This window comes from Pseudomonas macauensis (assembly GCF_047902425.1).
In the GTDB taxonomy this organism is placed as follows: domain Bacteria; phylum Pseudomonadota; class Gammaproteobacteria; order Pseudomonadales; family Pseudomonadaceae; genus Pseudomonas.
Window position 1 is genome coordinate 4,734,475 of record NZ_CP138377.1, and the last position, 23,468, is coordinate 4,757,942.

Consider the following 23,468-nt stretch of genomic DNA (forward strand, 5'->3'; position numbering starts at 1 on the left):
GCCCATGACCGCCGCTGATCCGCTGGACAATTACAAGGCCATCGCCGACGCCATCGCCGCCCTGTTCTTCCCCCACGCCGAAGTGGTCATCCACGACCTGCGCAATCAGCGCGTGGCCTACCTGGCCAACAACATCTCCAAACGCGAGATCGGCGACGACTCGGCGCTGGAAGACATGCTCGAAGGCGGTCACGACGAACGCAACATCGGCCCCTACGAGAAGCTCAACTGGGACGGGCAGAAGATCCGCTCCATCAGCACCGTGCTGCACGACGGCAAGGGCGAGCCGCTGGCGGTGCTGTGCATCAACCTCAACATCACCCTGTTCGAAACCGCCAAGGCGGCGCTGGACCTGTTCCTCTCCTCCAGCAAGGTCATCCCGCAGCCGGACGCGCTGTTCCGTGATGACTGGCAGGAGCGCATCAACACCTTCCTGCATGGCTGGCTGCAGCAGCGTCAGCTGAGCCTCTCCACCCTCAGCCGCGACCACAAGCGCGAGCTGGTGCTGGCGTTGCATGCAGAGGGGGCGTTCAAGGGCAAGAGCGCGGCGAACTATGTGGCCAATGTGCTGAACATGGGGCGGGCGACGGTTTACAAGCATTTGAAGGAGTTGAAGGAGGAGGTGTGAGCCGACTCCTTCCCGCGATTTATTCTCCGGTTCGCGAGCAAGCTCGCTCCTACGAAAGGCAAAATAAAAAGGCCGCCCAAAGGCGGCCTTTCCTGCAACTCAACGGGCAGATCAATCCCCGTAGATATCGCTCTTGAAGTACTTGCCTTCAATTTCCTTGTACTTGCCATTAGCCCGCAGCGCATCGATGGCGGCGTTGAGTTGGCCGACCAGCTCGGTATTGCCCTTGCGCACCGCGATACCAGCGCCCTCGCCAAAGTATTTCGGGTCCTTGAACTCCGGCCCGATGAAGGCGAAGCCCTTGCCGCGCTCGGTTTGCAGGAAACCGATCTCCAGCGGAATGGAGTCGGCGAAGGTGCCATCCAGACGGCCTGCGACCAGGTCCAGGTAGATCTCATCCTGGCTGGTGTAGCGCACGACGTTGGCGCCGGCCTTGCCCAGTACCTCGGTGGCGAAACGGTCGGCGGTGGAGCCGCGCTGCACGCCAATGTTCTTGCCCTTGAGCTGGCTGAACTGGTCATCCAGTTGCGAGCCTTCCTTCATCACCAGGCGGCCCGGGGTGAAGTAGTACTTGTGGGTGAAGTCCACCGAGCGCTTGCGCTCGTCGGTGATGGTGATGGACGACAGCGCGGCGTCGATCTTGCGCACCTTCAGCGAGGGGATCAGGCCGTCGTACTCCTGCTCGATCCACTGGCACTTGCGCTTCATCTGCTCGCACAGGGCGTTGCCGATATCGTAGTCGAAGCCGGCGATGCCGCCCTCGGGCGTCTTGTAGGCGAAGGGTGGGTACGCCGCCTCGATGCCGATGCGCAGCGGCTTGTCGTCAGCGTGGGAGAAGGTGGCAAAGGCAGCCAGCATTAGGCCGCCCAGCAGGGCTTTACGATTCATCGATGAACTCCGTGGCGTAGTCTGGGAACCCGGCAGCCGTGCGCCGGTACCTCGTTGGCAGTGCACAGGAAGAGCTTGGCTCGTCCGGGGTCGCGGCGCAGAACGCCGCAGCAGCATTGCCTTGCTCTTACCCAGGCGACCGTCTTGTTGTTGTTCGTCCATGCGTGCCATCACGCATAAACTTAAAATCCAATCTGGACTAAAAAGTACAGAACGTCAATCTGTCCTGCGACCGTCCGGCGCACTCTCCTTTGCTGCCCCGCCGCTACTCCTTCGGAGGAATGTCGGCCGCGGGTCGCTGGCCTTAGGCTGGACGTGTTCCAGCCAATCCGAGGAGGAGTCGAACAGTTAACCTGCATGATTTTTCGTAGATTCCACGGTTCAACTTGGCAGAGTGCCCGAGGCCCCGCGATACGCTCATGTCGCCGGGGCCTTTTTCTGTTGCAGAAAGAAAGCCCACGTCAGTGCGGTGCTCGATGACAGGGCGCGAGGGCCGCCCTCACCTCAGCCCTCTCCCACAGGGAGGGGGCTGATCGGCGAGGTAGCCGGGAACTGATGCAAGCAAGGCAAAGGGCGGGCGCAAGGCCCGCCGAGGGAGGAAGGATCAGCCGCCGCTGAGGTTCATGAAGCGCAGGACCTGCACGTCGCCCACGCTGAATTCGTGGCGCGCCGGCTTGCGCTGCAAGGCGCCGTGCAGCGCTTCGAGGATGGGCTCGTCGTGCAGCGGATGGCGCCGCAGCAGGCCGCGCAGGTCGAGGGAATGCTCGTGGCCCAGGCACAGCAGCAGACGGCCTTCGGCGGTCAGGCGCAGGCGGTTGCAGGTGGCGCAGAAGTTGTGCGAGTGCGGCGAGATGAAGCCGACACGCGTGCCCGGATGCTGCGCCAGGCGCACGTAGCGCGCCGGGCCGCCGCTGTGCTCGGCACTGTCCAGCAGGTCGTGGCGCTCGGCGATCAGCGCGCGGACTTCGTCGCTGGAGCAGAAGCTTTCCTCGCGCTCGCGACCGACCTGGCCCAGGGGCATTTCCTCGATGAAGCTGATGTCCAGCCCGTTAGCGATGGCGTAGTCCACCAGCGCCGGCACCTCGTCGGCGTTGCGGCCTTTCATCACCACGCAGTTCAGCTTGATGCGCTCGAAACCGGCCTTCTGCGCCGCTTCGATGCCGCGCAGCACTTGCTCCAGGCGGCCGGTGCGGGTGATGGCGGCGAAGCGTTGCGGGTCGAGGGTGTCGAGACTGATGTTCAGGCGGGCAAGGCCGGCGGCGTGGAGATCACCGGCCAATCGGGTGAGCTGCGAGCCATTGCTGGTCATGCACAGCTCGCGCAGGCCGGGCAGCGCAGCCAGGCGCTCGCAGAGGTGGACGATGCCGGGACGCACCAGCGGTTCGCCGCCGGTCAGGCGCAGCTTCTTCACACCGCGCTCGACGAATATCCGCGCCACCCGCTCGATCTCTTCCAGGGTGAGCACCTGCTGGCGCGGCAGGAAGCGCATGTTTTCCGACATGCAGTAGACGCAACGGAAATCGCAGCGGTCGGTTACGGACAGGCGCAAGTAGTCGACCTTGCGGCCCTGGCCGTCAATCCATTCGGACATGGTGTTTCACTCCGGGGCGGTCGTCCGGCGCGCGGCGCGGTGAGGACCGATATTCGTATCCGTTTCCGAAGCCCCTCCCTCCTTGGGGAGGGACGGTCGGGAGAGAGGGGCCCGGAACCCGGTTCACTGCACCAGCGGACTCTCCGCGCCATCGAAGGCGAAGCCCTCGATCCGCGCCTCACCGGCCAGCACGCTGATGTACTGGCTGACCGCGCGCTGCAGCACCTGGGCGCGCAGGTAGCCGGCGATGCGTGGGCGGGCCTGCTCGAAGTCCAGCGGCTCGCCGCCGTCGCGCTCGATCAGCTCGACGACGTGCAGGCCGTAGCGGCTCTCCAGCGGATGACCAAGCAGGCCGGGTTGCTGTTGCAGGAGTCGTTTTTCGAATTCGGGGACGGTCTGCCCCGGCTCGATCCAGCCCAGGCCACCCCCGTCGTCTTTCGACGGGCAGTCGGAGAAGCGCATGGCCTTTTCGGCGAAGCGCTCAGGATGCTCGCGCAGTTCGGCCAGCAGCTCCTCGGCGTGCTCGCGGGCCTTGGCGCGACCGTCCAGATCGTCCGGCGCGCAGCCCAGCAGCACGTGGCGCAGGCGCATGCGCCAGGGCGTGGTCAGGCGGGTCGGGTTGGCGTCGTACCACTGGCGGCAGCTGGCTTCGTCCGCCTCGGGCACCCCAACCTCACGGTCTATCAGTGCGCGGATACGTGCTTCTTCCGGGGCCTCGCCCTCCTCAGCGACGGCCGCCAGATCCAGCGCGTCGGCGCGTTGCAGCAGCAGCTGGCGCACGACCAGCGCACGGCAGGCGGAATACAGGGCTTCGCCATGGCTGGCGGCCGGGTGGTATTGCAGCTCACGGGCCAGTTCGCCCTCGTCGATGGCGACGCCGTTGACGGAGATGGCAGGCAGGTCGACATGCTCGACCTTGGCTTCGTAGTGGGAACAACTCATTTCGACTACCTCCGGTTGGCGGATAACGCCTGTGGCGTCATCCGCCGCTTCATTACGCTGCGCGACGCTTGGTGCGGACCACCTGGTAACGGCGGCCGAAGTACCACACCGGGGCGCTGACGATGTGCACCAGGCGGGTGAAGGGGAACAGAACGAACAGGGTCAGGCCGAGGGTCACGTGCAGCTTGTAGACCAGCGAGACCGGAGCGATCGCCTCGGCGGCGGCCAGCGGCTGGAAGGTGACGATGGACTGCGCCCAGTTGGCGAGCATCACCATCACCGAACCATCCAGGTGATGGGTGGAAGCGACGATGGTGGACAGGCCGAGGATCAGCTGGACGTAGAGCACCAGCAGGATCATCAGGTCCGACGCGTTGCCGGTGGCGCGTACGCGGTCGTTGGTCAGGCGGCGCAGGATCAGGCCGGTCAGGCCGATGAAGCAGAGAATGCCGAAGAAGCCGCCGGAGACCATCGCCAGCAGTTGCTTCTGCTCGGTGCTGATCAGGTGCTCATAGACCGAGTGCGGGGTCAGCAGACCGACGAAGTGGCCGGCGAGGATGAACAGCACCCCCACATGGAACAGGTTGCTGTACACGCGCATGCCCTTCTTGCTCAGCATCTGGCTGGAGCCGGCTTTCCAGGTGTATTGCGAGAGGTCGAAGCGCGCCCAGCTGCCGATCAGGCAGATGAGCAGCGCGACATAGGGGTAGATCCCGAAGGCGAGAAGATTGAGGGACATGGTCAGGCTCCTACTTTGGCCGCCCGGTACTGCATCTGCGGAACCGGCTGGGCGACCCACTGCATGGGTTGTTCGGCGGACGTGGAGACACGTCGCGCGCTGGTGGACGGGCAGCCGGCGGCCGGCTCGGCAAAGCTCACCGGGGTTTCCTCCCAGGCCTTGTCGATGGCTTCCAGGCTGTCGTCGCGCACTTCCTGTTCGCGGTCGCGCTTGAGCGCGCTCATGTCCGGCCGCTCGCCGGACAGCTCCAGCAGGCCCTGGAACACGGCGGCATAAGCGCTGCCGCGTTCCTCCAGACGCAGCGCGATCAGCGCGAGGATGTGCGCGACTTCCGCCAGGCCCACGCGGGCCGATTCGGCGTCCTGCAGGGCGAGGAACTCCAGGTACAGCGGCAGGTAGTCGGGCAGCTCGTTGACGTCGATGGCCAGGCCCGCCTGGGTGTAGCGGTCCATCAGGTCGACCATGGCCTGGCCACGGTCGCGGGACTCGCCATGCACGTGTTCGAACAGCAGCAGCGAGACCGAGCGACCGCGTTCGAACAGTCCGTCGTAACGGGCCTGCACGTCGAGGATGTCGCCCTGGCACAACTCGTTGAGCAACGCGGCGAGGCCGTCGCGCTGCGCTTCGGGCAGGTCGCAGGTGCGGATCAATGCATGCAGCGCCAGGCTTTCCTCGCGCAGTTCGACGCGCGGATAGTCCAGCAGCAGCGCGCTGAGCTTCAGTAACTGGCTGTGGCTTTCCATGGAAATGGTCATGGCGCTCACTCCTGTATCTGCACGGTCTGGATGACGTTGCGCTGGTCCACGGCCTTGCCGCCGAACAGGTTGACGCCGGAGTTGCTGGAGCAACCGTTGCCGAAGCTGAAGCCGCAACCCGAACGCTCGGCGAAGGCATCCGACAGCGCTTCCTCGCGATGAGCAGTGGGGATGACGAAGCGGTCTTCGTAGTTGGCGATGGCCAGGTAGCGGTACATCTCTTCCACCTGGTTCACGGAGAGGCCGACCTTCTTCAGCACGTCCAGGTCCTGCTTGCCTTCCACGTGCTCGGCACGCTTGTAGGCGCGCATGGCCAGCAGGCGCTTGAGCGCCAGCAGCACCGGGGCGGTGTCGCCGGCGGTCAGCAGGTTGGCCAGGTACTGCACGGGGATGCGCAGTGACTCGACATCCGGGATCACCCCGTCGCTGCCGATGTGGCCTTCGGCGGCGGCGTTCTGGATCGGCGACAGCGGCGGCACGTACCAGACCATCGGCAGCGTGCGGTATTCCGGGTGCAGCGGCAGGGCCAACTTCCAGTCCATGGCCAGCTTGTACACCGGCGATTTCTGCGCGGACTCGATGACGCTGTCCGGCACGCCGTCCTTGCGGGCCTGCTCGATCACTTTCGGGTCGAATGGATCGAGGAAGATTTCCAGCTGCTTCTGGTACAGCTCGCGCTCGTTCTCGCAGGTGGCCACTTCGTGGATGCGGTCGGCGTCATACAGCAGCACGCCGAGGTAGCGGATGCGACCCACGCAGGTTTCCGAGCAGACGGTCGGCTGGCCGGCCTCGATGCGCGGGTAGCAGAAGATGCACTTCTCGGATTTGCCGCTCTTCCAGTTGAAGTAGATCTTCTTGTACGGGCAGCCGCTGATGCACATGCGCCAGCCGCGGCACTTGTCCTGGTCGATGAGGACGATGCCGTCTTCCTCGCGCTTGTAGATCGCACCGCTCGGGCACGAAGCCACGCACGCCGGGTTCAGGCAGTGCTCGCACAGGCGCGGCAGGTACATCATGAAGGTGTTTTCGTACTCGCCGTAGATGTCCGCCTGGACCTGATCGAAGTTCTTGTCCTTGCGACGCTTGGCGAATTCGGTGCCGAGGATTTCCTCCCAATTGGGGCCCCACTCGATCTTCTGCATGCGCTGGCCGGAGACCAGCGAACGTGGGCGGGCGACCGGCTGGTGCTGGGCCTTGGGCGCGGTGTGCAGGTGCTGGTAGTCGAAGTCGAAGGGCTCGTAGTAATCATCGATTTCCGGCAGGTCCGGGTTGGCGAAGATGTTCGCCAGCACGCGGAACTTGCCGCCGATGCGCGGGACGATGGAGCCGTCGGCGTTACGCTTCCAGCCCCCCTTCCACTTCTCCTGGTTCTCCCACTCTTTCGGGTAACCGATGCCGGGCTTGGTTTCGACGTTGTTGAACCAGGCGTACTCGACGCCTTCGCGGCTGGTCCAGACGTTCTTGCAGGTGATGGAGCAGGTGTGGCAACCGATGCACTTGTCGAGGTTCAGCACCATGCCGACTTGCGAACGAATTTTCATGGCAGTAATCCTCAAATGTCCTGGGGCAGCGGTTGCGGCAGGGCGTCACCGCCCAGCCCGCCGTGCTCCGGCTCGTCGAGCCAGTCGACCTTGTTCATCTTGCGCACCACGACGAACTCGTCGCGGTTGCAGCCGACAGTGCCGTAGTAGTTGAAGCCCCACGCTTGCTGGGCGTAGCCGCCGATCATGTGGGTGGGTTTCAAGACCACGCGGGTCACCGAGTTGTGGTGGCCGCCGCGGGTGCCGGTGGTCTCGCTGCCCGGCAGGTTCACGATGCGTTCCTGGGCGTGGTACATCATCACCATGCCGTCCTTCACCCGCTGGCTGACCACCGCGCGGCAGGTCGCGGCGCCGTTGGCGTTGAAGACTTCGACCCAGTCGTTGTCCTCGATGCCGGCGCGCCTGGCGTCGTTCTCGCTCATCCAGATGATCGGGCCGCCGCGCGACAGGGTGAGCATCAGCAGGTTGTCGCTGTAGGTGGAGTGGATGCCCCATTTCTGGTGCGGGGTGATCCAGTTCAGGGTGATCTCGGTGTGACCGTTGGGCTTCTTGTTGAACAGCTTGTCGGTGCTGCGGGTGTTGACCGGCGGCCGGTAGCTGACGAAGCCTTCGCCGAAGGCCTGCATCCAGGGGTGATCCTGGTAGAACTGCTGGCGGCCGGTGAGGGTGCGCCACGGGATCATCTCGTGGACGTTGGTGTAGCCGGCGTTGTAGCTCACGTGCTCATCTTCGAGGCCCGACCAGGTGGGACTGGAGATGATCTTGCGCGGCTGCGCCTGGACGTCGCGGAAGCGGATCTTCTCTTCTTCCTTGGGCAGCGCCAGGTGGGTGTGGTCGCGACCAGTGAACTTCGACAGTGCTTCCCAGGCCTTCACGGCCACCTGGCCATTGGTTTCCGGTGCCAGGGCAAGGATCACCTCGGCGGCGTCGATGGCGCTCTCGATGCGCGGACGGCCTTCGCTGATGCCCGGTTCGGTCACCCGATGGTTCAGCTCGCCGAGCAGCTTGATTTCCTTGTCGGTGTTCCAGCCGATGCCCTTGCCGCCGTTGCCGAGCTTGTCCAGCAGCGGGCCGAGGGAGGTGAATTTCTTGTACGTGTTCGGGTAGTCACGCTCGACCACATGCAGGGTCGGCATGCTGCGGCCGGGAACCGGTTCGCACTCGCCCTTCTTCCAGTCGCTGCCGCCGAAAGGCTGCGCGAGTTCGTTGGCGGTGTCGTGCAGCAGCGGCACGGTGACCAGGTCCTTCTCCACACCCAGGTGACCGACGGAAACCTCGGAGAACTTCCTGGCGATGGCCTTGTAGATTTCCCAGTCGCTCTTGGCTTCCCACGCCGGATCGGTAGCGGCGGACAGCGGGTGGATGAAGGGGTGCATGTCGGAGGTGTTGAGGTCGTCCTTCTCGTACCAGGTCGCGGTCGGCAGGACGATGTCCGAATACATGCAGGTGGAGGACATGCGGAAGTCCAGGGTGGTGACCAGGTCCAGCTTGCCTTCGGCGCCCTGCTCGACCCAATCGACTTCGCCCGGGCACGGGCCGCCGGCCTTGCCGAGGTCGTCGTTCATCACGCCGTTCTTAGCGCCCAGCAGGTACTTGAGCATGTACTCGTGGCCCTTGCCCGAGGAGCCGAGCAGGTTGGAGCGCCAGATGAACATGTTGCGCGGGAAGTTCTGCGGATCGTCCGGCTGCTCACTGGCCACGCGCAGGTTGCCGGCCTTGAGTTCGCGCACCACGTAGTCCTGCACCGGGATACCGGCCTTCTCGGCGTCGGCGGCGATGCGCAGCGGGTTGCGGTTGAGCTGCGGGGCGGAGGGCAACCAGCCCATGCGCTCGGCGCGGATGTTGTAGTCCAGCGCGTGCTCGGGGAACTGCCTGGTATCGGCCAGCGGTGAGAGGACTTCGTGCATCGAGATCTTCTCGTGGCGCCATTGCGAGCTGTGCAGGTAGAAGAAGCTGGTGCCGTTCATCTGCCGCGGCGGACGGCTCCAGTCGGTGCCGAAGGCCAGCGGGACCCAGCCGGTCTGCGGGCGGAGTTTCTCCTGGCCGACGTAGTGCGCCCAACCGCCACCGCTCTGGCCGATGCAACCGCACATCATCAGCATGTTGATGACCGCGCGGTAGTTCATGTCCATGTGGTACCAGTGGTTCATCGCGGCGCCGATGATGACCATGGCCTTGCCGTGGGTCTTGTCGGCACTGTCGGCGAACTCGCGGGCCACCTGGATCGCGCGGGCCGCCGGAACGCCGGTGATACGGGCCTGCCAGGCCGGGGTGTAGGGCACGTCGGCGTCGGTATAGGACGCGGCCACGTTGCCGCCGCCCAGGCCACGATCGACGCTGTAGTTGGCCATCTGCAGGTCATACACGGTGGCGACGCGCAGGGTCTGGCCGTCGGCGCCAGTCACTTCGCGGAACGGCACGCGGCGCACCAGCACCTCGTCGTTGTCCACGCCCTTGAAGTGCGGATGCTCTTGCCCGGCGAAGTACGGGAAGGCCACGTCGCAGGCCTTTTCCGGACCGTCGATCAGGGTCAGGGCCAGGCGGGTTTCACGCTTCTCGCCGCCTTCGGTTTCCTCGATGTTCCATTTGCCCGACTCGCCCCAGCGGTAACCGATGGCGCCAGTGGGCGAAACCAGCTCGCCGGAGATTTCGTCCAGGCCGATGGTCTTCCACTCGGGGTTGTTGTCCTGGCCAAGATTGCCCGCCAGGTCCGCCGCGCGCAGGTAGCGGGTCGGCTTGAGCACGCCGCCTTCGTGCGGTTCGAGCAGCACCAGCATCGGCATGTCGGTGTACTGGCGGCAGTAGTCGACGAAGTAGGCGCTGGGTTTCTCGAGATGGAATTCCTTGAGGATGACGTGACCAAAAGCCATGCCCAGCGCAGCGTCGGTGCCCTGCTTGGGGTTGAGCCAGAGGTCGGTGAGCTTGGCCACTTCGGAATAGTCCGGGGTGACGGCCACGGTCTTGGTGCCCTTGTAGCGGACCTCGGTGAAGAAGTGCGCGTCGGGGGTGCGGGTCTGCGGGACGTTGGAGCCCCAGGCGATGATGTAGCTGGAGTTGTACCAGTCGGCCGATTCCGGCACGTCGGTCTGCTCGCCCCAGATTTGCGGGGACGCAGGCGGCAGGTCGCAGTACCAGTCGTAGAAGGACAGGCACACGCCGCCGATCAGCGACAGGTAACGGGCGCCGGCAGCGTAGCTGACCATGGACATCGCCGGGATCGGCGAGAAGCCGATGACGCGGTCCGGGCCATAGGTCTTGGCGGTGTAGACGTTGGCGGCGGCGATGATCTCGGTGACTTCGTTCCAGCTCGAACGCACGAAGCCGCCCAGGCCGCGCTCGCTCTTGTAGCTTTTCGCCTTGGCCGAGTCTTCGACGATGCTGGCCCAGGCGTCCACCGGGTCGTTGTGGACAGCGCGAGCTTCACGCCAGAGCTTGAGCAGCGGCTTGCGCACCTTGGGGTACTTCAGGCGGTTGGCGCTGTAGATGTACCAGGAGTAGCTGGCGCCACGGGGGCAGCCGCGCGGCTCGTGGTTGGGCAGGTCCGGGCGGGTACGCGGGTAATCGGTCTGCTGGGTTTCCCAGGTGATCAGGCCGTTCTTCACGTAGATCTTCCAGGAGCACGAGCCGGTGCAGTTCACCCCGTGGGTGGAACGCACGATCTTGTCGTGCTGCCAGCGCTGCCGGTAACTGTTTTCCCAGGCACGGCTCTCGTTGCTGACTTCGCCATGACCATCGGCGAATTCGCCCTGCTTCTTCTTGAAGAATTGCAGGCGGTCGAGCAGGTAACTCATCTGTATCTCCTCACCCGGTCTGCGCCGGGCGTTAAAACGCTAATCAAGCTCGCGAAACAGGTCTTGCGGCGGGCGCACGGGGCGCCCACCACGGCAATCGATCAACAGGGGCTTTCCGCGCCCTTGCGCGCGTACCACCACCAGGTGGCGACGATGCAGCTCAGGTAGTAGGCGACGAACAGGTACAGGGCGCCCTCGGCGCTGCCGGTCATGGCCAGCGAGGTGCCGAACGCCTTGGGAATGAAGAAGCCGCCGAACGCGCCGATAGCGGCGGAGAAACCGATCACCGCGGCCGATTCCATGCTGGCGTTCTTGGTTGCCTGGGCCTCGCTGAAGCCGCCTTGTTTCAGGCGCGCGGCCCACTCATTGCGGAAGATCACCGGGATCATGCGGAAGGTGCTGCCGTTGCCGATGCCGGCGAAGAAGAACAGTGCGATGAAGGAGCCGAGGAAGCCGAAGAAGCTGCCGGCGCCGCTCGCACCGGGCAGGAAGCTGATCACCGCGAACACGCCGGCGATCATTGCCGCGTAGTTCCACAGGGTGATGCGCGCGCCGCCGAACTTGTCCGCCAGCCAGCCGCCCAGCGGCCGGCTCAGGGCGCCCACCAGCGGGCCGAGGAAGGCGTACTGCAGCGGGTTGATATCCGGGAACTGGGTCTTGCTGAGCATGGCGAAGCCGGCGGAGAAGCCGATGAACGAGCCGAAGGTGGCCACGTACAGCCAGCACATCAGCCAGTTGTGCTTGCGCTTGAAGATCACCGACTGCTCACGGAACGAGGCCTTGGCATCGGCGATGTCGTTCATGCCGAACCAGGCTGCGATGGAGACCACGGCGATGAAGGGCACCCAGATCCAGCCGGCGTTCTGCAGGAACAGGCGACCGCCGTCACTCAGCTGCTGCGGCTCGCCGCCAAAGGCGCCGAACAGGCCACCGGCCACGGCCAGCGGGACGGCGAACTGCATCACCGAGACACCCAGGTTGCCCAGGCCGGCGTTCAGGCCCAGGGCAGTGCCCTGCTGGTTCTTCGGGTAGAAGAAGCTGATGTTGGACATGCTGGAGGCGAAGTTGCCGCCGCCGAAGCCGCACAGCAGCGCGATGGTGGCGAACACCCAGTAAGGCGTGCTCGGGTCCTGCACGGCGAAGCCCAGCCAGATACAAGGGATCAGCAGCGAGGCAGTGGACAGCGCAGTCCAGCGACGGCCACCGACCATCGGCACCATGAAGGAATAGAACACCCGCAGGGTGGCGCCGGAAATCGACGGCAGCGCGGCAAGCAGGAACAGTTGGTCGTTGCTGAAGCTGAAACCGGCGGCGTTCAGGCGCACGGTGACGGTGCTCCAGATCATCCACACGGCAAAGGCCAGCAGCAGCGCGGGAATCGAGATCCACAGGTTGCGTGCGGCGATACGCTTGCCGCTCTGCGCCCAGAACTCGGAGTCCTCGGGGCGCCAGTCGATCAGCAGCGGACCGCTGGCGGCTTTGAGTTGGGTGTTGATCATGCCCATGACGGCACTACCTCGGGATTGACGAAGAAGGAATGGGGGTGGCGTCGACATCGGCCGCCGGGGCCTGGCCGTCGCGGCGCTGTTGCTGCTTGATCGCGTAGTGCATCCAGACCATGCAGATCACGGTCAGGCCGAACAGCAACATGAAGCAGGAGGACCGCACGCCGATGCGGTCGGCGGCGTAGCCGAACAGGATGGGCAGGCAGAAGCCGCCGAGGCCGCCGATGACCCCGACCATGCCGCCGACGGTGCCCATGTTCTGCGGGTAATAGTCGTGGATGATCCGGTACACACTGGCCTTGCCGAAGCCCTGGGCGATGCCCACGACGAACACCAGGAAAGTGAACAGCCAGACGTTCAGGCCGATGCCGAGGCTGACGTCGCCCTTGATGCCGTGGATGGTCATGGTGGTCGGCGGGTAGGAGAGGAAGAACAGGCAGACCAGGCAGATCCAGAACACGCCCCAGTTCACCGCGCGGGCGCCGTAGTGGTCGCTGAACCAGCCGCCCAGGGCGCGGATCAGGCCCGACGGCAGGGTGAACAGCATGGTGATGAAGGACGCGGTGCGCAGGTCCAGGCCGTACTCGGCGATGTAGTACTTGGGTAGCCACAGGGCCAGGGCAACGAAGCCGCCGAAGACGAAGAAGTAGTACAGGCCGAAGCGCCACACGCGCAGCTCGCCCAGCGGCGCCAGCTGCTTGGCCAGGGTCGGCCGCGGGCGGCTCGGGTCGGCGTCGCCGCCCTTGGTGTGGGCCGGGTCGGTCCAGGTGCAGAACCAGAACAGCAGCGCGGTGACCAGCATGGCCACCGAGTAGATCTGCGGGACCATGCGCCAGCCGAAGGCGACCACGATCATCGGCGCCACCAGGTTGGTGATCGCCGCACCGGCATTGCCGGCGCCGAAGATGCCCATGGCGGTGCCCTGGCGCTCCTTTTCGAACCACGAGGAGGTATAGGCGATGCCTACCGCGAAGGAGCCGCCGGCCAGGCCGACGAACAGCCCGAGCACCAGGTAGTGCCAGTAGAGCGTGGCGAAGGCCAGGCCGTAGATCGGGATGGCCACCAGCAGCATGTGGATGAAGAACACGATGCGCCCGCCGAAGCGGTCGGTGATCAACCCCAGCGGCAGGCGCACCAGCGAACCGGTGAGAATCGGCAACGCCACCATCAGGCCGAACTGGGCTTCGGACAGCCCCAGCTCCTCCTTGATGCGAATACCGATGATCGAAAACATCGTCCAGACCGCGAAGTTCACGGCGAACGCCAGTGTGCTCATGCCGAGCACGGAGTACTGTTTCTGACGATGGGACAGCATGGCTAAGCTCACTTCCTGACAGCCTTTGCCCGCACGTTAGGTAAGGACTAGTCGCCTTCTCTTGATCGTCATCAATGAGCCAAAGGGCGATTCATGAGCAGATGCGCGCCGCTACCTCCTAGTGGGTATCACCGAAACGAATGCTTAATTTATTGTTTTTAAAGGCATTTTTAATGAACACGGTGCACTCGACCGAACCCTCCGCCAGCGACCGATTCTTTGTGGGTAGTCCCCCCGCCGGGCGCCCTTCCCTGCGCAAATCCATCGTCGTGCGCTTCGGCTGCTACCTCACCCTGCTGGTGTCGCTGGCGCTGGCCGGCATGTTCAGCGCCCTGCTGTTCGCCGACTATTCGCACCAGGACGCGGCGGTGATCAACCAGGCCGGTTCGCTGCGCATGCTCACCTACCGCCTGGCGCTGGACCCATCGCCGATCAACCGCCAGGCCCTGCAATCTACCCTGCGCGCGCGCCTGGACAGCGAGGAGATCAACCGCCTGCTGCGCCGCGCCGATGCCGACGCGCCGATCCGCCGGCAACACGAACAACTGCGCCAGGAGCTGAGCAAGCTCGACCTGGCCCAGGCCCCGGCACTGGAGACGCTGGACACCTTCGTCAGCCATATCGATGCCTTCGTCGGCACGCTGCAGAGCAACGCCGAGCAGCGCTCGCAGATGCTCAGCACGGTGCAGGGCCTGTGCCTGTTCCTCAGCCTGCTGGTGGTCTTCATCAGCCTCTACGACCTGAGCTACCACGTGGTCGGCCCCTTGCGCGACCTCACCAGCACCGCCCGCCGGCTCGGCCAGGGCGACCTCAGCGCGCGGGTCAGCAGCAGCGGCGAGGATGAGCTGAGTCAGCTGGGCGAACGCTTCAACCAGATGGCGACGGAACTGCAGGCCATCTACCGCGAGCTGGAAGCGCGGGTGGAAGACAAGACCCGCGACCTCTCCAACAGCCACCAGCGCCTGGAACTGCTCTACGCCAGCGCCCGCCGCCTGGGCCAGGACCCCTACGACGAACGTACCCTGCAACCGCTGCTGAACCAGCTCGAACGCGTGCTGCAAGCCGGCAAGGTGACCTTGTGCCTGAACAAGGACGGCGTCGAACGCGCCTACACCTCGCTGACCACCGACGGCATCACCGGCGGCTTCTGCCTGCAGGGCAACTGCGGCGACTGCCGTGCCCAGGCCGAGCACTGCAGCGAACCGACCAAGGGGCTCAACCCGTTGCTGATGCAGCCGCTGTCCATTGGCGAGCACCGCTTCGGCGAGCTGTTCATCGAGACTGCCAGCGGCCGTCTGGAAGACTGGCAGCGGCAGTTCGTAGAAGGCTTCTGCGACAACATCGCGCGCACCTTCGCCCTGTCCCTGCAACAGGAGCAGGAGAACCGCCTGGCGCTGTTCGCCGAGCGCGGCACCATCGCCCGCGAACTGCACGACTCACTGGCGCAATCGCTGTCCTACCTGAAGATCCAGGTCAGCCGCCTGGCCACCCTGCTCAAGCGCGAAGCGCCCGCGGAAAAGATCGACGAAACCCTCGACGAGCTGCGCGAAGGACTCAACAGCGCCTACCGCCAGTTGCGCGAACTGCTTACCACCTTCCGCCTGAGTCTGGAGCAATCCAGCCTGGAGGCGGCGCTGGTGAAGACGGTGGAGGAGTTCGGCGAGCGTGGCGACCTGGCCATCGAGCTGGACAACCGCATGGCGCACATCCCGCTCAACCCCAACGAGGAAATCCACATCCTGCAGATCGTCCGCGAGGCGCTGTCCAACGTGGTGCGCCATGCCCGCGCCAGCCACGCGAAGGTCAGCCTTGCCGAGGATGCCGACGACCAGGTGTGCATCACCATCGACGACGACGGCGTCGGCTTTGACCCAGCGCAGAGCCGCAATGGGCACTATGGGCTTAGCATCATGCGGGAGCGCAGCCAGACCCTGGAGGCGAACTTCAGCATCGCCCCACGCATGCCGCAGGGCACCCGCGTCAGCGTGCGCTTCACCCACAAACCCCTGTCGCAGTCCCCGGAGACCCACCCATGACGGCCACCCCCACCGACGACCGCGCGCGCATCCTGCTCGTCGACGACCACCCGATGATGCGCAAGGGCGTGGTTCAGCTGCTGGAGTTCGAGGACGACCTGCAGGTCGTGGGTGAAGCCGGCAGCGGCGAGGAAGCGCTGCGCCTGGCTGCGGAGCTGGAACCGGACATGATCCTGCTCGACCTCAACATGAAGGGCATGACCGGCCTCGACACCCTGCGCGCCATGCGCGAACAGGGCGTGGACGCACGCATCGTGGTGTTCACCGTCTCCGATGATCGCAACGACGTGATCAACGTCCTGCGTGCCGGCGCCGACGGCTATCTGCTCAAGGACATGGAACCCGAGCGCCTGCTCGAACACATCCGCCAGGCCGCCACCGGCCAGCTCACCATCAGCCCGCAGCTGACCCAGGTACTGGCCCAGGCCCTGCGCGGCGACGACCGCCCCAAGGGCATCGAGGAGCTCACCGACCGCGAACGGCAGATCCTGCGCCAGCTCGCTCACGGCTACAGCAACAAGATGATCGCGCGCAAACTCGACATCACCGAAGGCACGGTGAAGGTCCACGTGAAGCGCGTGCTGCACAAGCTGGGGATGCGTTCGCGCGTCGAAGCGGCGGTGTGGGCGGTGGAGAACCACCTGGTCTGACCGTCCCCCACCCGATCTGCCCCAACCTGTAGGAGCGAGCTTGCTCGCGAACAGACTCCGCTGCGGGGCTGGTTCGCGAGCAAGGACTGGGCGTCCCCCTCGCTCCTACAAGGAAGCCTCTACCTCACTGGTAGTAGTCCGCTCGCCGACTTGATTCAGATCATGTCGCGCCAGCCCAAGGCGGCAGGACACTGCGGAACTCACCCAGGAGGTCCCCATGCCGCCCTCGCCGCACCTGCCCCTCGTCTATTCCTGCTCCGGCTGCTCCAACCTCGCGCAGTTGGCCAATGACCTCGCCCTGCGCCTGGACCGCGATGGCCTGGCGGAAATGTCCTGCATCGCTGGCGTAGGCGGCGACGTACCGGCGCTGGTGAAGAAGGCCTGCTCAGGTCGGCGAATCATCGCCGTGGACGGCTGCCACCTGCACTGCGTGCAGAACTGCCTGGCACGCCATGGGGTGAAGGCCGAACACGAAATCACCCTCACCGAATACGGCCTGAAGAAACGCTACGGCCAGGACGCGCCGGTACAGGACTTCGAGATGCTCTACGAGGAACTGCAGTTCCTCGTACGCACCTCGGCCTGATGATCACGCATTTTCCTGCACCGCCCGGCTGGCGCGGCGCATCGCATTCCACAACCACGGAGGCAGGCTGTCAGGGTCGAGGCTGTCGATCAGGTTCTTCACCGCCAGCCCCAGTTCGGTATCGCCTTCGATCACCAGGCGGCGACGGAAGAACAGCGTGTCCGGGTCTTCCTGCCTGCCCGCCAGCAGCAGGAAGTCGCGCCAGCTGCCCCGAATGGTCACGCTGGGCGAACAGGCGTCGGCAAAGCGCAGGCCGTTGCGGTCATGGGTGAAGCTCCAGGCCAAACCGAGATCGCTCACTTCCAGCCGCAGCCAATGGCCGTCGAGGATATCGAAAGCGCCGTCAGCCAGCGCTTCGGCGAACAGCCGGTTGGCGGCGCGCTGCAATACCGCGTGCTGAAGTCCGGACGGAACCCGCGCCGCCAGCGGCAACAGGCAATCGGCAGTACGCAGGGCGCCGGCTTCGAGATTCAGCACAGGTTCACCTCATCACTGCGCAGCATGCCCGGACGGCCATGCCAGTATCCGTTGCAACCCTCCACCGCCAGCGGCGGCGTGGCACCCTGGCGTACGCGGTCGAAGGCCTGCACCACCTCCACCATGCCCTCGGCGCGCGGACTCAGACGCAGCAGATCGGCGCCACAGTCGCGCAGTGAGGCGTAGTCCGCCAGCAGGTTGCTGACCTCGCCGGACATCGTCTGGATACCGTTCAGGGTAAACAGCGGTGCGCCCTCCTGGCTGAGCATCGACATGCCCTCCGGGTAGTTCATGCAGCAGAACTGGCAGTCGTCCTTGGGACGGTTTTCCGCGCGAGCGGTGAAGCAGCGCGCCGAGTAGGCGAGCGGCAAGTGGCCGTAGGCGAACACCTCGGTCTCCACCTCGCTGATCCCCAACTCGCGGGCCTGCTCGATTACCGCGTGGATCTGCTCGCCGGAGCACTCCACCGGCGGCACCCAGCGGCGCAGGCCGGCTGCGTGCAGTTCCGCCAGCGTGTGGCCGTTGTAGACGTTGAGCGCAGGGCCGCCGACGAACTCGACGCCGAGGCTGGAGAGCATCTGCACCGCGCCCATGTCGTTGGCCTCGACCTGCAACTCGCCGTTCCCGCACAGCCGGCGCAGTGCGGAGAGCTCCGAGGCCGCCTCGATCAGCGCCAATCCCGAGACGAGAATCTGCGCCCTGCCCTGCTGCTGCAGCTCACGGCCAAGGCCGAGCCAGTCATCCAGCGACAGTGCACGGCGCTTGGAGCAGACGGTCTCGCCGAGGGTGATCACGTCCAGCGGCTGTTCGGCCATCTGCGCATAAAAATCCAGGAGTGTCCGGCGGTCCCAGTAGAACAGCACCGGGCCTAAGCTCAGTTTCATCACGACGCCCTCACTGCCAGGAACGATGGTAGGCGCCCAGGGTGGTCTGGTGGCCTTCGGAAAGCTTGTCCAGGGCTTCCTGCCACTGGGTCAGCGTGCGGTAACTCTCAGGCGCGCGCTTCCAGGAATCCAGCGCCTGGCGCCAGACGCGGGTGACCTGCTCGACATAGGCCGGGCTGCGCTGGCGGCCCTCGATCTTCACGGCCGCCACGCCGATTTCCGCCAATTGCGGAATCAGGTCGATGGTGTTGAGGCTGGTGGGCTCCTCCAGGGCATGGAAGCGCTCGCCGTTGACCACGAAGCGGCCCTTGCACAGGGTCGGGTAGCCCGCCGGTTCGTCTGGTGCATAGCGGTCGATCAGCACGTCGTTGAGCCGCGAGGTCAGCCCTTCGGGCTCCTCGCTCCAACGCACCGCCTTGGCCGGCGAGCAGACGCCGCAGAGATTCGGCGACTCGCCAGTGACATAGGACGACAGATGGCAGCGCCCTTCGGCCATGATGCACAGGCTGCCGAAGGCGAAGACTTCGATGGGCACCGGGCTGTTCGCCGCCACCTGGCGCACCTGCGCCAGCGACAGCACGCGCGGCAGCACGGCGCGGCGGATGCCGTAGCGCTCGTGGTAGAAGGCCAGCGCCGCGACATTGGTGGCCGAGCCCTGCACCGAGAGGTGAAGCGAGAGGTTCGGGTGGCGTTTGGCGGCGTAGCCGAGCACCGCGCAGTCGGCGGCGATCAGTGCGTCCACGCCCAGGTCGGCGGCATGGTCCACCGCACGCTGCCAGCGGGCCCAACCGGCGGCGCCGGGGTAGGTGTTGACCGCCACGTACATCTGCTTGCCGGCGCCGTGGATAAGTTCCACGCCCTGGCGCAGCTGGCGGTCATCGAGGTTGAGACCGGCGAAGTGCCGGGCGTTGGTGTCGTCGCGAAAGCCGACGTAGATGGCGTCGGCGCCTTCGCGCAGGGCCGATTTCAGGGCGGGCAGACTTCCCGCCGGGCAGACCAGTTGCATGCTTCCCCCGGACACTTCGAAGGCCGCCGGCCCCGCCGGCGGCCGGGAACGGCGTCAGGCGCCGAGTTCGCTGAAAGACAGGAAGGGCAGCGGCTCGCCGGCGTGCAAGGTGCGCCCGGCCTCCACCACCGCCAGGCCATCGGCCCAGCTCGCCGCGCGCAGCATGGCCGAGCCCTGCTGCGGGTGCAGGCAGATGCGCGCCACGCCGGCATCACCCAGCTCCAGACGCGCACGCAGGTACTGGCGGCGTGAATTGGGCGTGGGCCAGTCGAAGCCAGCCGGCAACGTCACCGGCAGCGTCTGCACGTCGCTGCGCCCCTGGGCACGCCAGAGGAAGGGACGGGCCACCACCAGCGCGGTGACCAGCGCTGCGGCCGGGTTGCCCGGCAGGCCGATCCACGGTTTGCCGGCGATGCTGCCGAAGGCCAGCGGCTTGCCCGGCTGCATCTTCAGCTTCCACAGGTGCAGCTCGCCCAGTTCGCGGATCGCCTGCTTGAGACAATCGCGGTCGCCCACGGAAACGCCGCCGCTGGTGATCAGCACGTCCCACTCGGAGGCGGCCAGGCTCAGGGCATCGCGGCTGGCCGCCAGGGTGTCGGCGAGCACGCCGTAGTCATGCACCTCCATGCCCCAGCCACGCAGCAGCGCGCCGATGCTGAAGCGGTTGGCGTTGTAGATCTGCCCCGGCGCCAGCAGTTCGCCCGGCTCGCGCAACTCATCGCCGCTGCTCAACAGGCAGACGCGCAGCGGACGGTACACGCTGACGCGATCCAACCCGACGCTGGCCAGCAGGCCGAGGTCCTGGGCGCGCAATTTCTTCCCGGCGCTGAGCAGGGCATCGCCCGCGCAAAGTTCTTCGCCGCGGCGACGTACATGGCTGCCGTGCTCGACCACGGGGACCTGCAGCCAGTCGCCATCGACCTCGCAGTCCTCCTGGGCGACCACGCTGTCCGCGCCCGGCGGCAGCGGCGCGCCGGTGAAGATACGCATGGCCTGCCCGGGTTGCAGCTCGGCCTGCGCGGCCTCACCGGCGGCGATGGTGCCGGCGATCTTCAACCGCGCGCCGGCGAGGCCCAGATCGGCGCTGCGCAGGGCGTAGCCGTCCATCGCGCTGTTGTCCCACAGCGGCAGGTCGATGGGCGCATGAATGTCCTCGGCCAGTACGCGGCCCAGGGCGTGATCCAGGTCGACGCGCACGATCGGCGGCGCCACGGGGACAAAGTCCATCAGTGCCGCAATGGCTTCGTCCACCGGGCGCAGGCCGGCGCCGGAACAGCCGCAGCCGCTCATGACCGGGTACCGCAGGCCAGCACAGGGCGCTCGGGCAGGCGCTTGAGATGGGGAACGAAGTTGCAGGGCCTGGTGCGGCTGTCCAGCTGGTGCACCAGGATCTTTTCCCAGGCGGTCAGGCAGGCGCCGGTGGAGCCGGGCAGGCAGCAGATCAGCGTGCCGTTGCTGATGCCGGCGATGGCGCGGGACTGGAGGGTGGAAGTGCCGATTTCCTCGCGGGAAATCTGCCGGAAGAGTTCACCGAAGCCGTCCACGGTGCGTTCCAGCAACGGAGCGACCGCTTGCGGAGTGTTGTCGCGCAGGGTGAAGCCGGTACCGCCGGTGATCAGGCCGACCTGGACCTTGGGGTCGGCGATCCACGCCGAGACCACGGCGCGAATCTGGTAGATGTCGTCGATGACCAGCCGGCGTTCGGCGAGGGCGTGGCCGGCGCGCTGCAGGGAGGTGACCAGGGCCTGGCCGGAGGTGTCGTTGTGCAGGCTGCGGGTATCGCTGACGGTGAGGACAGCGATCTCCAGCGCCTGGAATTCCTGGGTGCTGAGATGGCTCATGGAGGGGCTTTCCAAAGAAGGGCGAATAAGAGCGAAAAAGGGCTGGCGCCAGCCTGCGCCCGTTCGCGGATACCGCCCATTCCTCCTAGGAGGTACTGCCCCGGCGCGTGCGGGGCAGTACCGTCCGTCAAAGCCCTACAGATGCTTGATCTTCTCCAGCTCCTCGGGGCTGTAGTTCTGCTCGGTGGATTTGGTCAGGTCGGTGAGGATGTTGGCGCGCAGCACGCCCGCCTGGTCCAGGGCCCAGAGCGCGGTGCCGTTGCTGAAGCGTTCGGCGGCGGCGCGGGCCACTTCGCCGTCCTTCTGCGCGAGGGCCTTGAGCATCTCGTCCTGGGCCGGCTGCGCGGCACGCAGACTGCCTTCCAGGCGGTCGCGCCAGCCGTGCAGCAAGGGCATGTACTGCTTGTCGTTGGCGTGGGCGAGCGAAGTCAGGCTACGGAAGGTCCACCAGGCGGAGTGCTCGTCGAAGTCGTCGCTGCCCTGCTGGAACACCCGCGGCGTGCCGCGCAGGCTCTCCAGGTAGTACGGCAGCAGCAGGCCATCACGCACGTTGCCCAGCGATTGCCAGGACAGCACCTGCAAACCCTTGGGCATCTGCGGGCGAACCTGCAGGATGTGTGCCTCGACGTTGCGCTCCATGGCAATCGGCCGCTGCTTCTGGTCGCCGGCCGGTTTCTTGCCGTCCAGCGGCGTACCGGCGTAGCTGTCGATGCGCAGGATGGCAGCCACCTGCTCGACGCTGATGGGCTTCTCGGGCTTGGTATAGAAGGGATACTGCTGCTGACGGATATCCTGCTTGCGGCCGGGCTCCAGCTTGTTCTGCACCAGCCATTCGCGGTCGACGTTGTAGGCGTCGCCAACGATGCCGAAGGCCTTGGCGAAGTTGAATTTCGCCGGGTCGACTTTCTCCAGTAACTGGTGCTTCTCGGCGAACTCGGCGATGCCGGCGCTGCTCTGGACATTGGCCTTGTCGTTGAGGTCGGCGTCGTGCACGCGCATGCCGTTCGCCATCACCACGTAGCCGTCGTCCGGCACGCGCACGGCAATCCAGTGGTGCCCGGAACCGATCTCGAACAGCCAGGCCTCCTTGTCGTCGGCGATCTGGATGCCGTTGGTTTCCCCGGCACCCAGGGTCTCGACGTACTTGCCCAGCAGCTCCACGCCTTCGCGGGCCGTCTTCGCCTGGGGCAGGATCAGGTCCGGCAGGATGGCCTCGATCACCCCACCCTCGTCAGCCACCAGAGGGTCTGCCTTGGCCGCCTTCTCGTTGGGCTCGGTGCTGTTGGTGGCCGAGAGAATCACGCCGGCTTCGTTGGCGCCGAACTCGCTCCAGGGGCCGAGGGCGCCGCGCTGGTCGCCGTTCCAGTCGCGCATGGCGGTGTAGCGCATCCCGGACTTGGGCGCGGGTACGCTGACGCCGTTGTCGAAACTCAGCGTGTCGCCGTCCTTGTACTGTTGCGGCGGCACCACGACGAAGCGCTTGGCGTGGTTGTTGTAGGTGTAGTCCTCCAGGCGCGCGACCAGCACGGAGCCGTCGGCGGTGGCCTTGCGCCCGGCAATGATGGTGGTGCAGGCCAGCGCGCTCTGGCAGAGGCCGCCGACCAGCAGGGCGGCGGTGAGCGCCTTGAGCGCGAAATGGGGCTTGTACATGGGGAATCTCCTTGGCGAGCGATTCCGCCGTGGCGGCATTCACCGGCACGGCGCTGGAGCCAGGAGATGTACAACGTGGCGCGGAACGCTTCCTTGGCGTAGAGCAACGACACCTCCCTGGCATCGCCCCTGAGCATAGACAAGCCCCGCGCTCACGCCCTCTTCAGGGCGCAGGCGCGACGAATGGACTCAGCCTTTCCAGCGCTCGGCGGCAGCCTGGTCGCTACAGCGGCCCTCGACCCAGCGCGGGCCTTCGCTGGTGTCTTCCTTCTTCCAGAACGGCGCACGGGTCTTGAGGTAGTCCATGACGAAGTTGCAGGCGTCGAATGCCGCCTGGCGGTGGGCGCTGGCGGCGCCGACGAAAACGATGGGTTCGCCCGGCTCCAGGCGGCCTATACGGTGGAGGATTTCCAGGCGCAGCAGCGGCCAGCGCTGGTTGGCCTCCACGGCGATCTTCTCCAGCGCCTTCTCGGTCATGCCGGCGTAGTGTTCAAGGAACATCCCGCCGACTTCGCGGCCGTCGTTGAAATCACGCACGTAGCCGACAAAGCCGACCACCGCACCGACGCCGACGTTGGCGGCATGCATCGCATTGAGTTCGGCGCCCGGATCGAACGCCGCCGGCTGCACGCGGATCGCCATG

At 65.8% G+C, this 23,468-nt stretch carries 20 protein-coding genes; 4 read left to right on the forward strand and 16 right to left on the reverse strand.

Features of this window, described 5'->3' with window-relative positions; genetic code table 11:
- Nucleotides 1-4: 4 nt before the first annotated feature.
- Complete coding sequence (locus SD196_RS21640; RefSeq protein WP_416310643.1) at nt 5-628, forward strand: helix-turn-helix transcriptional regulator; 624 nt, start codon at nt 5-7, stop codon at nt 626-628.
- A gap of 111 nt (nt 629-739) precedes the next feature.
- Here the strand turns inward: SD196_RS21640 and SD196_RS21645 are convergent, their stop codons facing one another.
- The 9 genes from SD196_RS21645 to SD196_RS21685 form a co-directional block, all read right to left on the reverse strand.
- Nucleotides 740-1,516: an ABC transporter substrate-binding protein gene (locus SD196_RS21645; RefSeq protein WP_275608419.1), complete on the reverse strand. Its 777-nt coding sequence runs from the start codon at nt 1,514-1,516 to the stop codon at nt 740-742.
- A gap of 604 nt (nt 1,517-2,120) precedes the next feature.
- Nucleotides 2,121-3,107 carry a GTP 3',8-cyclase MoaA gene (moaA, locus tag SD196_RS21650; RefSeq protein WP_416310644.1) on the reverse strand — a complete coding sequence of 329 codons (987 nt, stop codon included), beginning with the start codon at nt 3,105-3,107 and terminating at the stop codon, nt 2,121-2,123.
- 123 nt (nt 3,108-3,230) lie between these two features.
- Complete coding sequence (locus SD196_RS21655) at nt 3,231-4,049, reverse strand: peptidylprolyl isomerase (protein WP_275608421.1); 819 nt, start codon at nt 4,047-4,049, stop codon at nt 3,231-3,233.
- A gap of 52 nt (nt 4,050-4,101) precedes the next feature.
- The gene (narI, locus tag SD196_RS21660; protein WP_275608422.1) at nt 4,102-4,788 is read right to left on the reverse strand and encodes a respiratory nitrate reductase subunit gamma; all 687 of its coding nucleotides are present in this window, start codon (nt 4,786-4,788) and stop codon (nt 4,102-4,104) included.
- Between the two features lie 2 nt (nt 4,789-4,790).
- A complete protein-coding gene (narJ, locus tag SD196_RS21665; RefSeq protein WP_275612000.1) occupies nt 4,791-5,531 on the reverse strand; it encodes a nitrate reductase molybdenum cofactor assembly chaperone in 741 nt (246 codons plus the stop codon).
- A 17-nt stretch (nt 5,532-5,548) separates the two neighbouring features.
- Entirely contained in the window at nt 5,549-7,084 is a 1,536-nt protein-coding gene (gene narH / locus SD196_RS21670) for a nitrate reductase subunit beta (RefSeq protein WP_416310645.1), read from the reverse strand.
- 11 nt (nt 7,085-7,095) lie between these two features.
- The gene (locus SD196_RS21675) at nt 7,096-10,875 is read right to left on the reverse strand and encodes a nitrate reductase subunit alpha (RefSeq protein ID WP_416310646.1); all 3,780 of its coding nucleotides are present in this window, start codon (nt 10,873-10,875) and stop codon (nt 7,096-7,098) included.
- A 101-nt stretch (nt 10,876-10,976) separates the two neighbouring features.
- Nucleotides 10,977-12,380, reverse strand: coding sequence for a NarK family nitrate/nitrite MFS transporter (locus SD196_RS21680; RefSeq protein WP_416310647.1), 1,404 nt, complete (start codon nt 12,378-12,380; stop codon nt 10,977-10,979).
- Between the two features lie 7 nt (nt 12,381-12,387).
- A complete protein-coding gene (locus SD196_RS21685) occupies nt 12,388-13,695 on the reverse strand; it encodes a nitrate/nitrite transporter (protein WP_331319182.1) in 1,308 nt (435 codons plus the stop codon).
- 173 nt (nt 13,696-13,868) lie between these two features.
- On the opposite strand from SD196_RS21685, the gene SD196_RS21690 reads away from it, so the two are divergent.
- The 3 genes from SD196_RS21690 (at nt 13,869) to SD196_RS21700 (ending at nt 16,967) form a co-directional block, all read left to right on the forward strand.
- Nucleotides 13,869-15,731, forward strand: coding sequence for a histidine kinase (locus SD196_RS21690; protein WP_343577568.1), 1,863 nt, complete (start codon nt 13,869-13,871; stop codon nt 15,729-15,731).
- Nucleotides 15,728-16,381 (forward strand): two-component system response regulator NarL, encoded by a 654-nt coding sequence (narL, locus tag SD196_RS21695; protein WP_275608428.1) that lies wholly within the window; start codon nt 15,728-15,730, stop codon nt 16,379-16,381. The genes SD196_RS21690 and narL overlap by 4 nt, the downstream gene beginning before the upstream one ends.
- A gap of 217 nt (nt 16,382-16,598) precedes the next feature.
- Entirely contained in the window at nt 16,599-16,967 is a 369-nt protein-coding gene (locus SD196_RS21700) for a putative zinc-binding protein (protein WP_343577565.1), read from the forward strand.
- A 3-nt stretch (nt 16,968-16,970) separates the two neighbouring features.
- On the opposite strand, the gene ubiT is transcribed toward SD196_RS21700, so the two are convergent.
- The 7 genes from ubiT to moaE form a co-directional block, all read right to left on the reverse strand.
- Nucleotides 16,971-17,444: a ubiquinone anaerobic biosynthesis accessory factor UbiT gene (gene ubiT / locus SD196_RS21705; protein ID WP_343577563.1), complete on the reverse strand. Its 474-nt coding sequence runs from the start codon at nt 17,442-17,444 to the stop codon at nt 16,971-16,973.
- Nucleotides 17,438-18,328, reverse strand: coding sequence for a U32 family peptidase (locus SD196_RS21710; protein WP_331319186.1), 891 nt, complete (start codon nt 18,326-18,328; stop codon nt 17,438-17,440). The genes ubiT and SD196_RS21710 overlap by 7 nt, the downstream gene beginning before the upstream one ends.
- A gap of 10 nt (nt 18,329-18,338) precedes the next feature.
- Nucleotides 18,339-19,334 carry a ubiquinone anaerobic biosynthesis protein UbiU gene (gene ubiU / locus SD196_RS21715; RefSeq protein ID WP_331319187.1) on the reverse strand — a complete coding sequence of 332 codons (996 nt, stop codon included), beginning with the start codon at nt 19,332-19,334 and terminating at the stop codon, nt 18,339-18,341.
- Between the two features lie 54 nt (nt 19,335-19,388).
- Nucleotides 19,389-20,624: a gephyrin-like molybdotransferase Glp gene (gene glp / locus SD196_RS21720; protein WP_416310648.1), complete on the reverse strand. Its 1,236-nt coding sequence runs from the start codon at nt 20,622-20,624 to the stop codon at nt 19,389-19,391.
- Nucleotides 20,621-21,175, reverse strand: coding sequence for a molybdenum cofactor biosynthesis protein B (gene moaB / locus SD196_RS21725; protein ID WP_331319189.1), 555 nt, complete (start codon nt 21,173-21,175; stop codon nt 20,621-20,623). Before moaB ends, glp begins: the two co-directional genes overlap by 4 nt.
- A 135-nt stretch (nt 21,176-21,310) precedes the next feature.
- Nucleotides 21,311-22,825 (reverse strand): C69 family dipeptidase, encoded by a 1,515-nt coding sequence (locus SD196_RS21730; protein ID WP_275608435.1) that lies wholly within the window; start codon nt 22,823-22,825, stop codon nt 21,311-21,313.
- Between the two features lie 189 nt (nt 22,826-23,014).
- Nucleotides 23,015-23,467 (reverse strand): molybdopterin synthase catalytic subunit MoaE, encoded by a 453-nt coding sequence (gene moaE / locus SD196_RS21735; protein WP_275608436.1) that lies wholly within the window; start codon nt 23,465-23,467, stop codon nt 23,015-23,017.
- Nucleotide 23,468 lies beyond the last annotated feature (1 nt).

Coding starts and splice junctions, on each gene's coding strand:
- SD196_RS21640 (WP_416310643.1), top strand. CDS start 5: ATGACCGCCGCTGATCCGCTGGACAATTACAAGGCCATCGCCGACGCC.
- SD196_RS21645 (WP_275608419.1), bottom strand. CDS start 1,516: ATGAATCGTAAAGCCCTGCTGGGCGGCCTAATGCTGGCTGCCTTTGCC.
- moaA (WP_416310644.1), bottom strand. CDS start 3,107: ATGTCCGAATGGATTGACGGCCAGGGCCGCAAGGTCGACTACTTGCGC.
- SD196_RS21655 (WP_275608421.1), bottom strand. CDS start 4,049: ATGAGTTGTTCCCACTACGAAGCCAAGGTCGAGCATGTCGACCTGCCT.
- narI (WP_275608422.1), bottom strand. CDS start 4,788: ATGTCCCTCAATCTTCTCGCCTTCGGGATCTACCCCTATGTCGCGCTG.
- narJ (WP_275612000.1), bottom strand. CDS start 5,531: ATGGAAAGCCACAGCCAGTTACTGAAGCTCAGCGCGCTGCTGCTGGAC.
- narH (WP_416310645.1), bottom strand. CDS start 7,084: ATGAAAATTCGTTCGCAAGTCGGCATGGTGCTGAACCTCGACAAGTGC.
- SD196_RS21675 (WP_416310646.1), bottom strand. CDS start 10,875: ATGAGTTACCTGCTCGACCGCCTGCAATTCTTCAAGAAGAAGCAGGGC.
- SD196_RS21680 (WP_416310647.1), bottom strand. CDS start 12,380: ATGGGCATGATCAACACCCAACTCAAAGCCGCCAGCGGTCCGCTGCTG.
- SD196_RS21685 (WP_331319182.1), bottom strand. CDS start 13,695: ATGCTGTCCCATCGTCAGAAACAGTACTCCGTGCTCGGCATGAGCACA.
- SD196_RS21690 (WP_343577568.1), top strand. CDS start 13,869: ATGAACACGGTGCACTCGACCGAACCCTCCGCCAGCGACCGATTCTTT.
- narL (WP_275608428.1), top strand. CDS start 15,728: ATGACGGCCACCCCCACCGACGACCGCGCGCGCATCCTGCTCGTCGAC.
- SD196_RS21700 (WP_343577565.1), top strand. CDS start 16,599: ATGCCGCCCTCGCCGCACCTGCCCCTCGTCTATTCCTGCTCCGGCTGC.
- SD196_RS21710 (WP_331319186.1), bottom strand. CDS start 18,328: ATGAAACTGAGCTTAGGCCCGGTGCTGTTCTACTGGGACCGCCGGACA.
- ubiU (WP_331319187.1), bottom strand. CDS start 19,334: ATGCAACTGGTCTGCCCGGCGGGAAGTCTGCCCGCCCTGAAATCGGCC.
- glp (WP_416310648.1), bottom strand. CDS start 20,624: ATGAGCGGCTGCGGCTGTTCCGGCGCCGGCCTGCGCCCGGTGGACGAA.
- moaB (WP_331319189.1), bottom strand. CDS start 21,175: ATGAGCCATCTCAGCACCCAGGAATTCCAGGCGCTGGAGATCGCTGTC.
- SD196_RS21730 (WP_275608435.1), bottom strand. CDS start 22,825: ATGTACAAGCCCCATTTCGCGCTCAAGGCGCTCACCGCCGCCCTGCTG.
- moaE (WP_275608436.1), bottom strand. CDS start 23,467: ATGGCGATCCGCGTGCAGCCGGCGGCGTTCGATCCGGGCGCCGAACTC.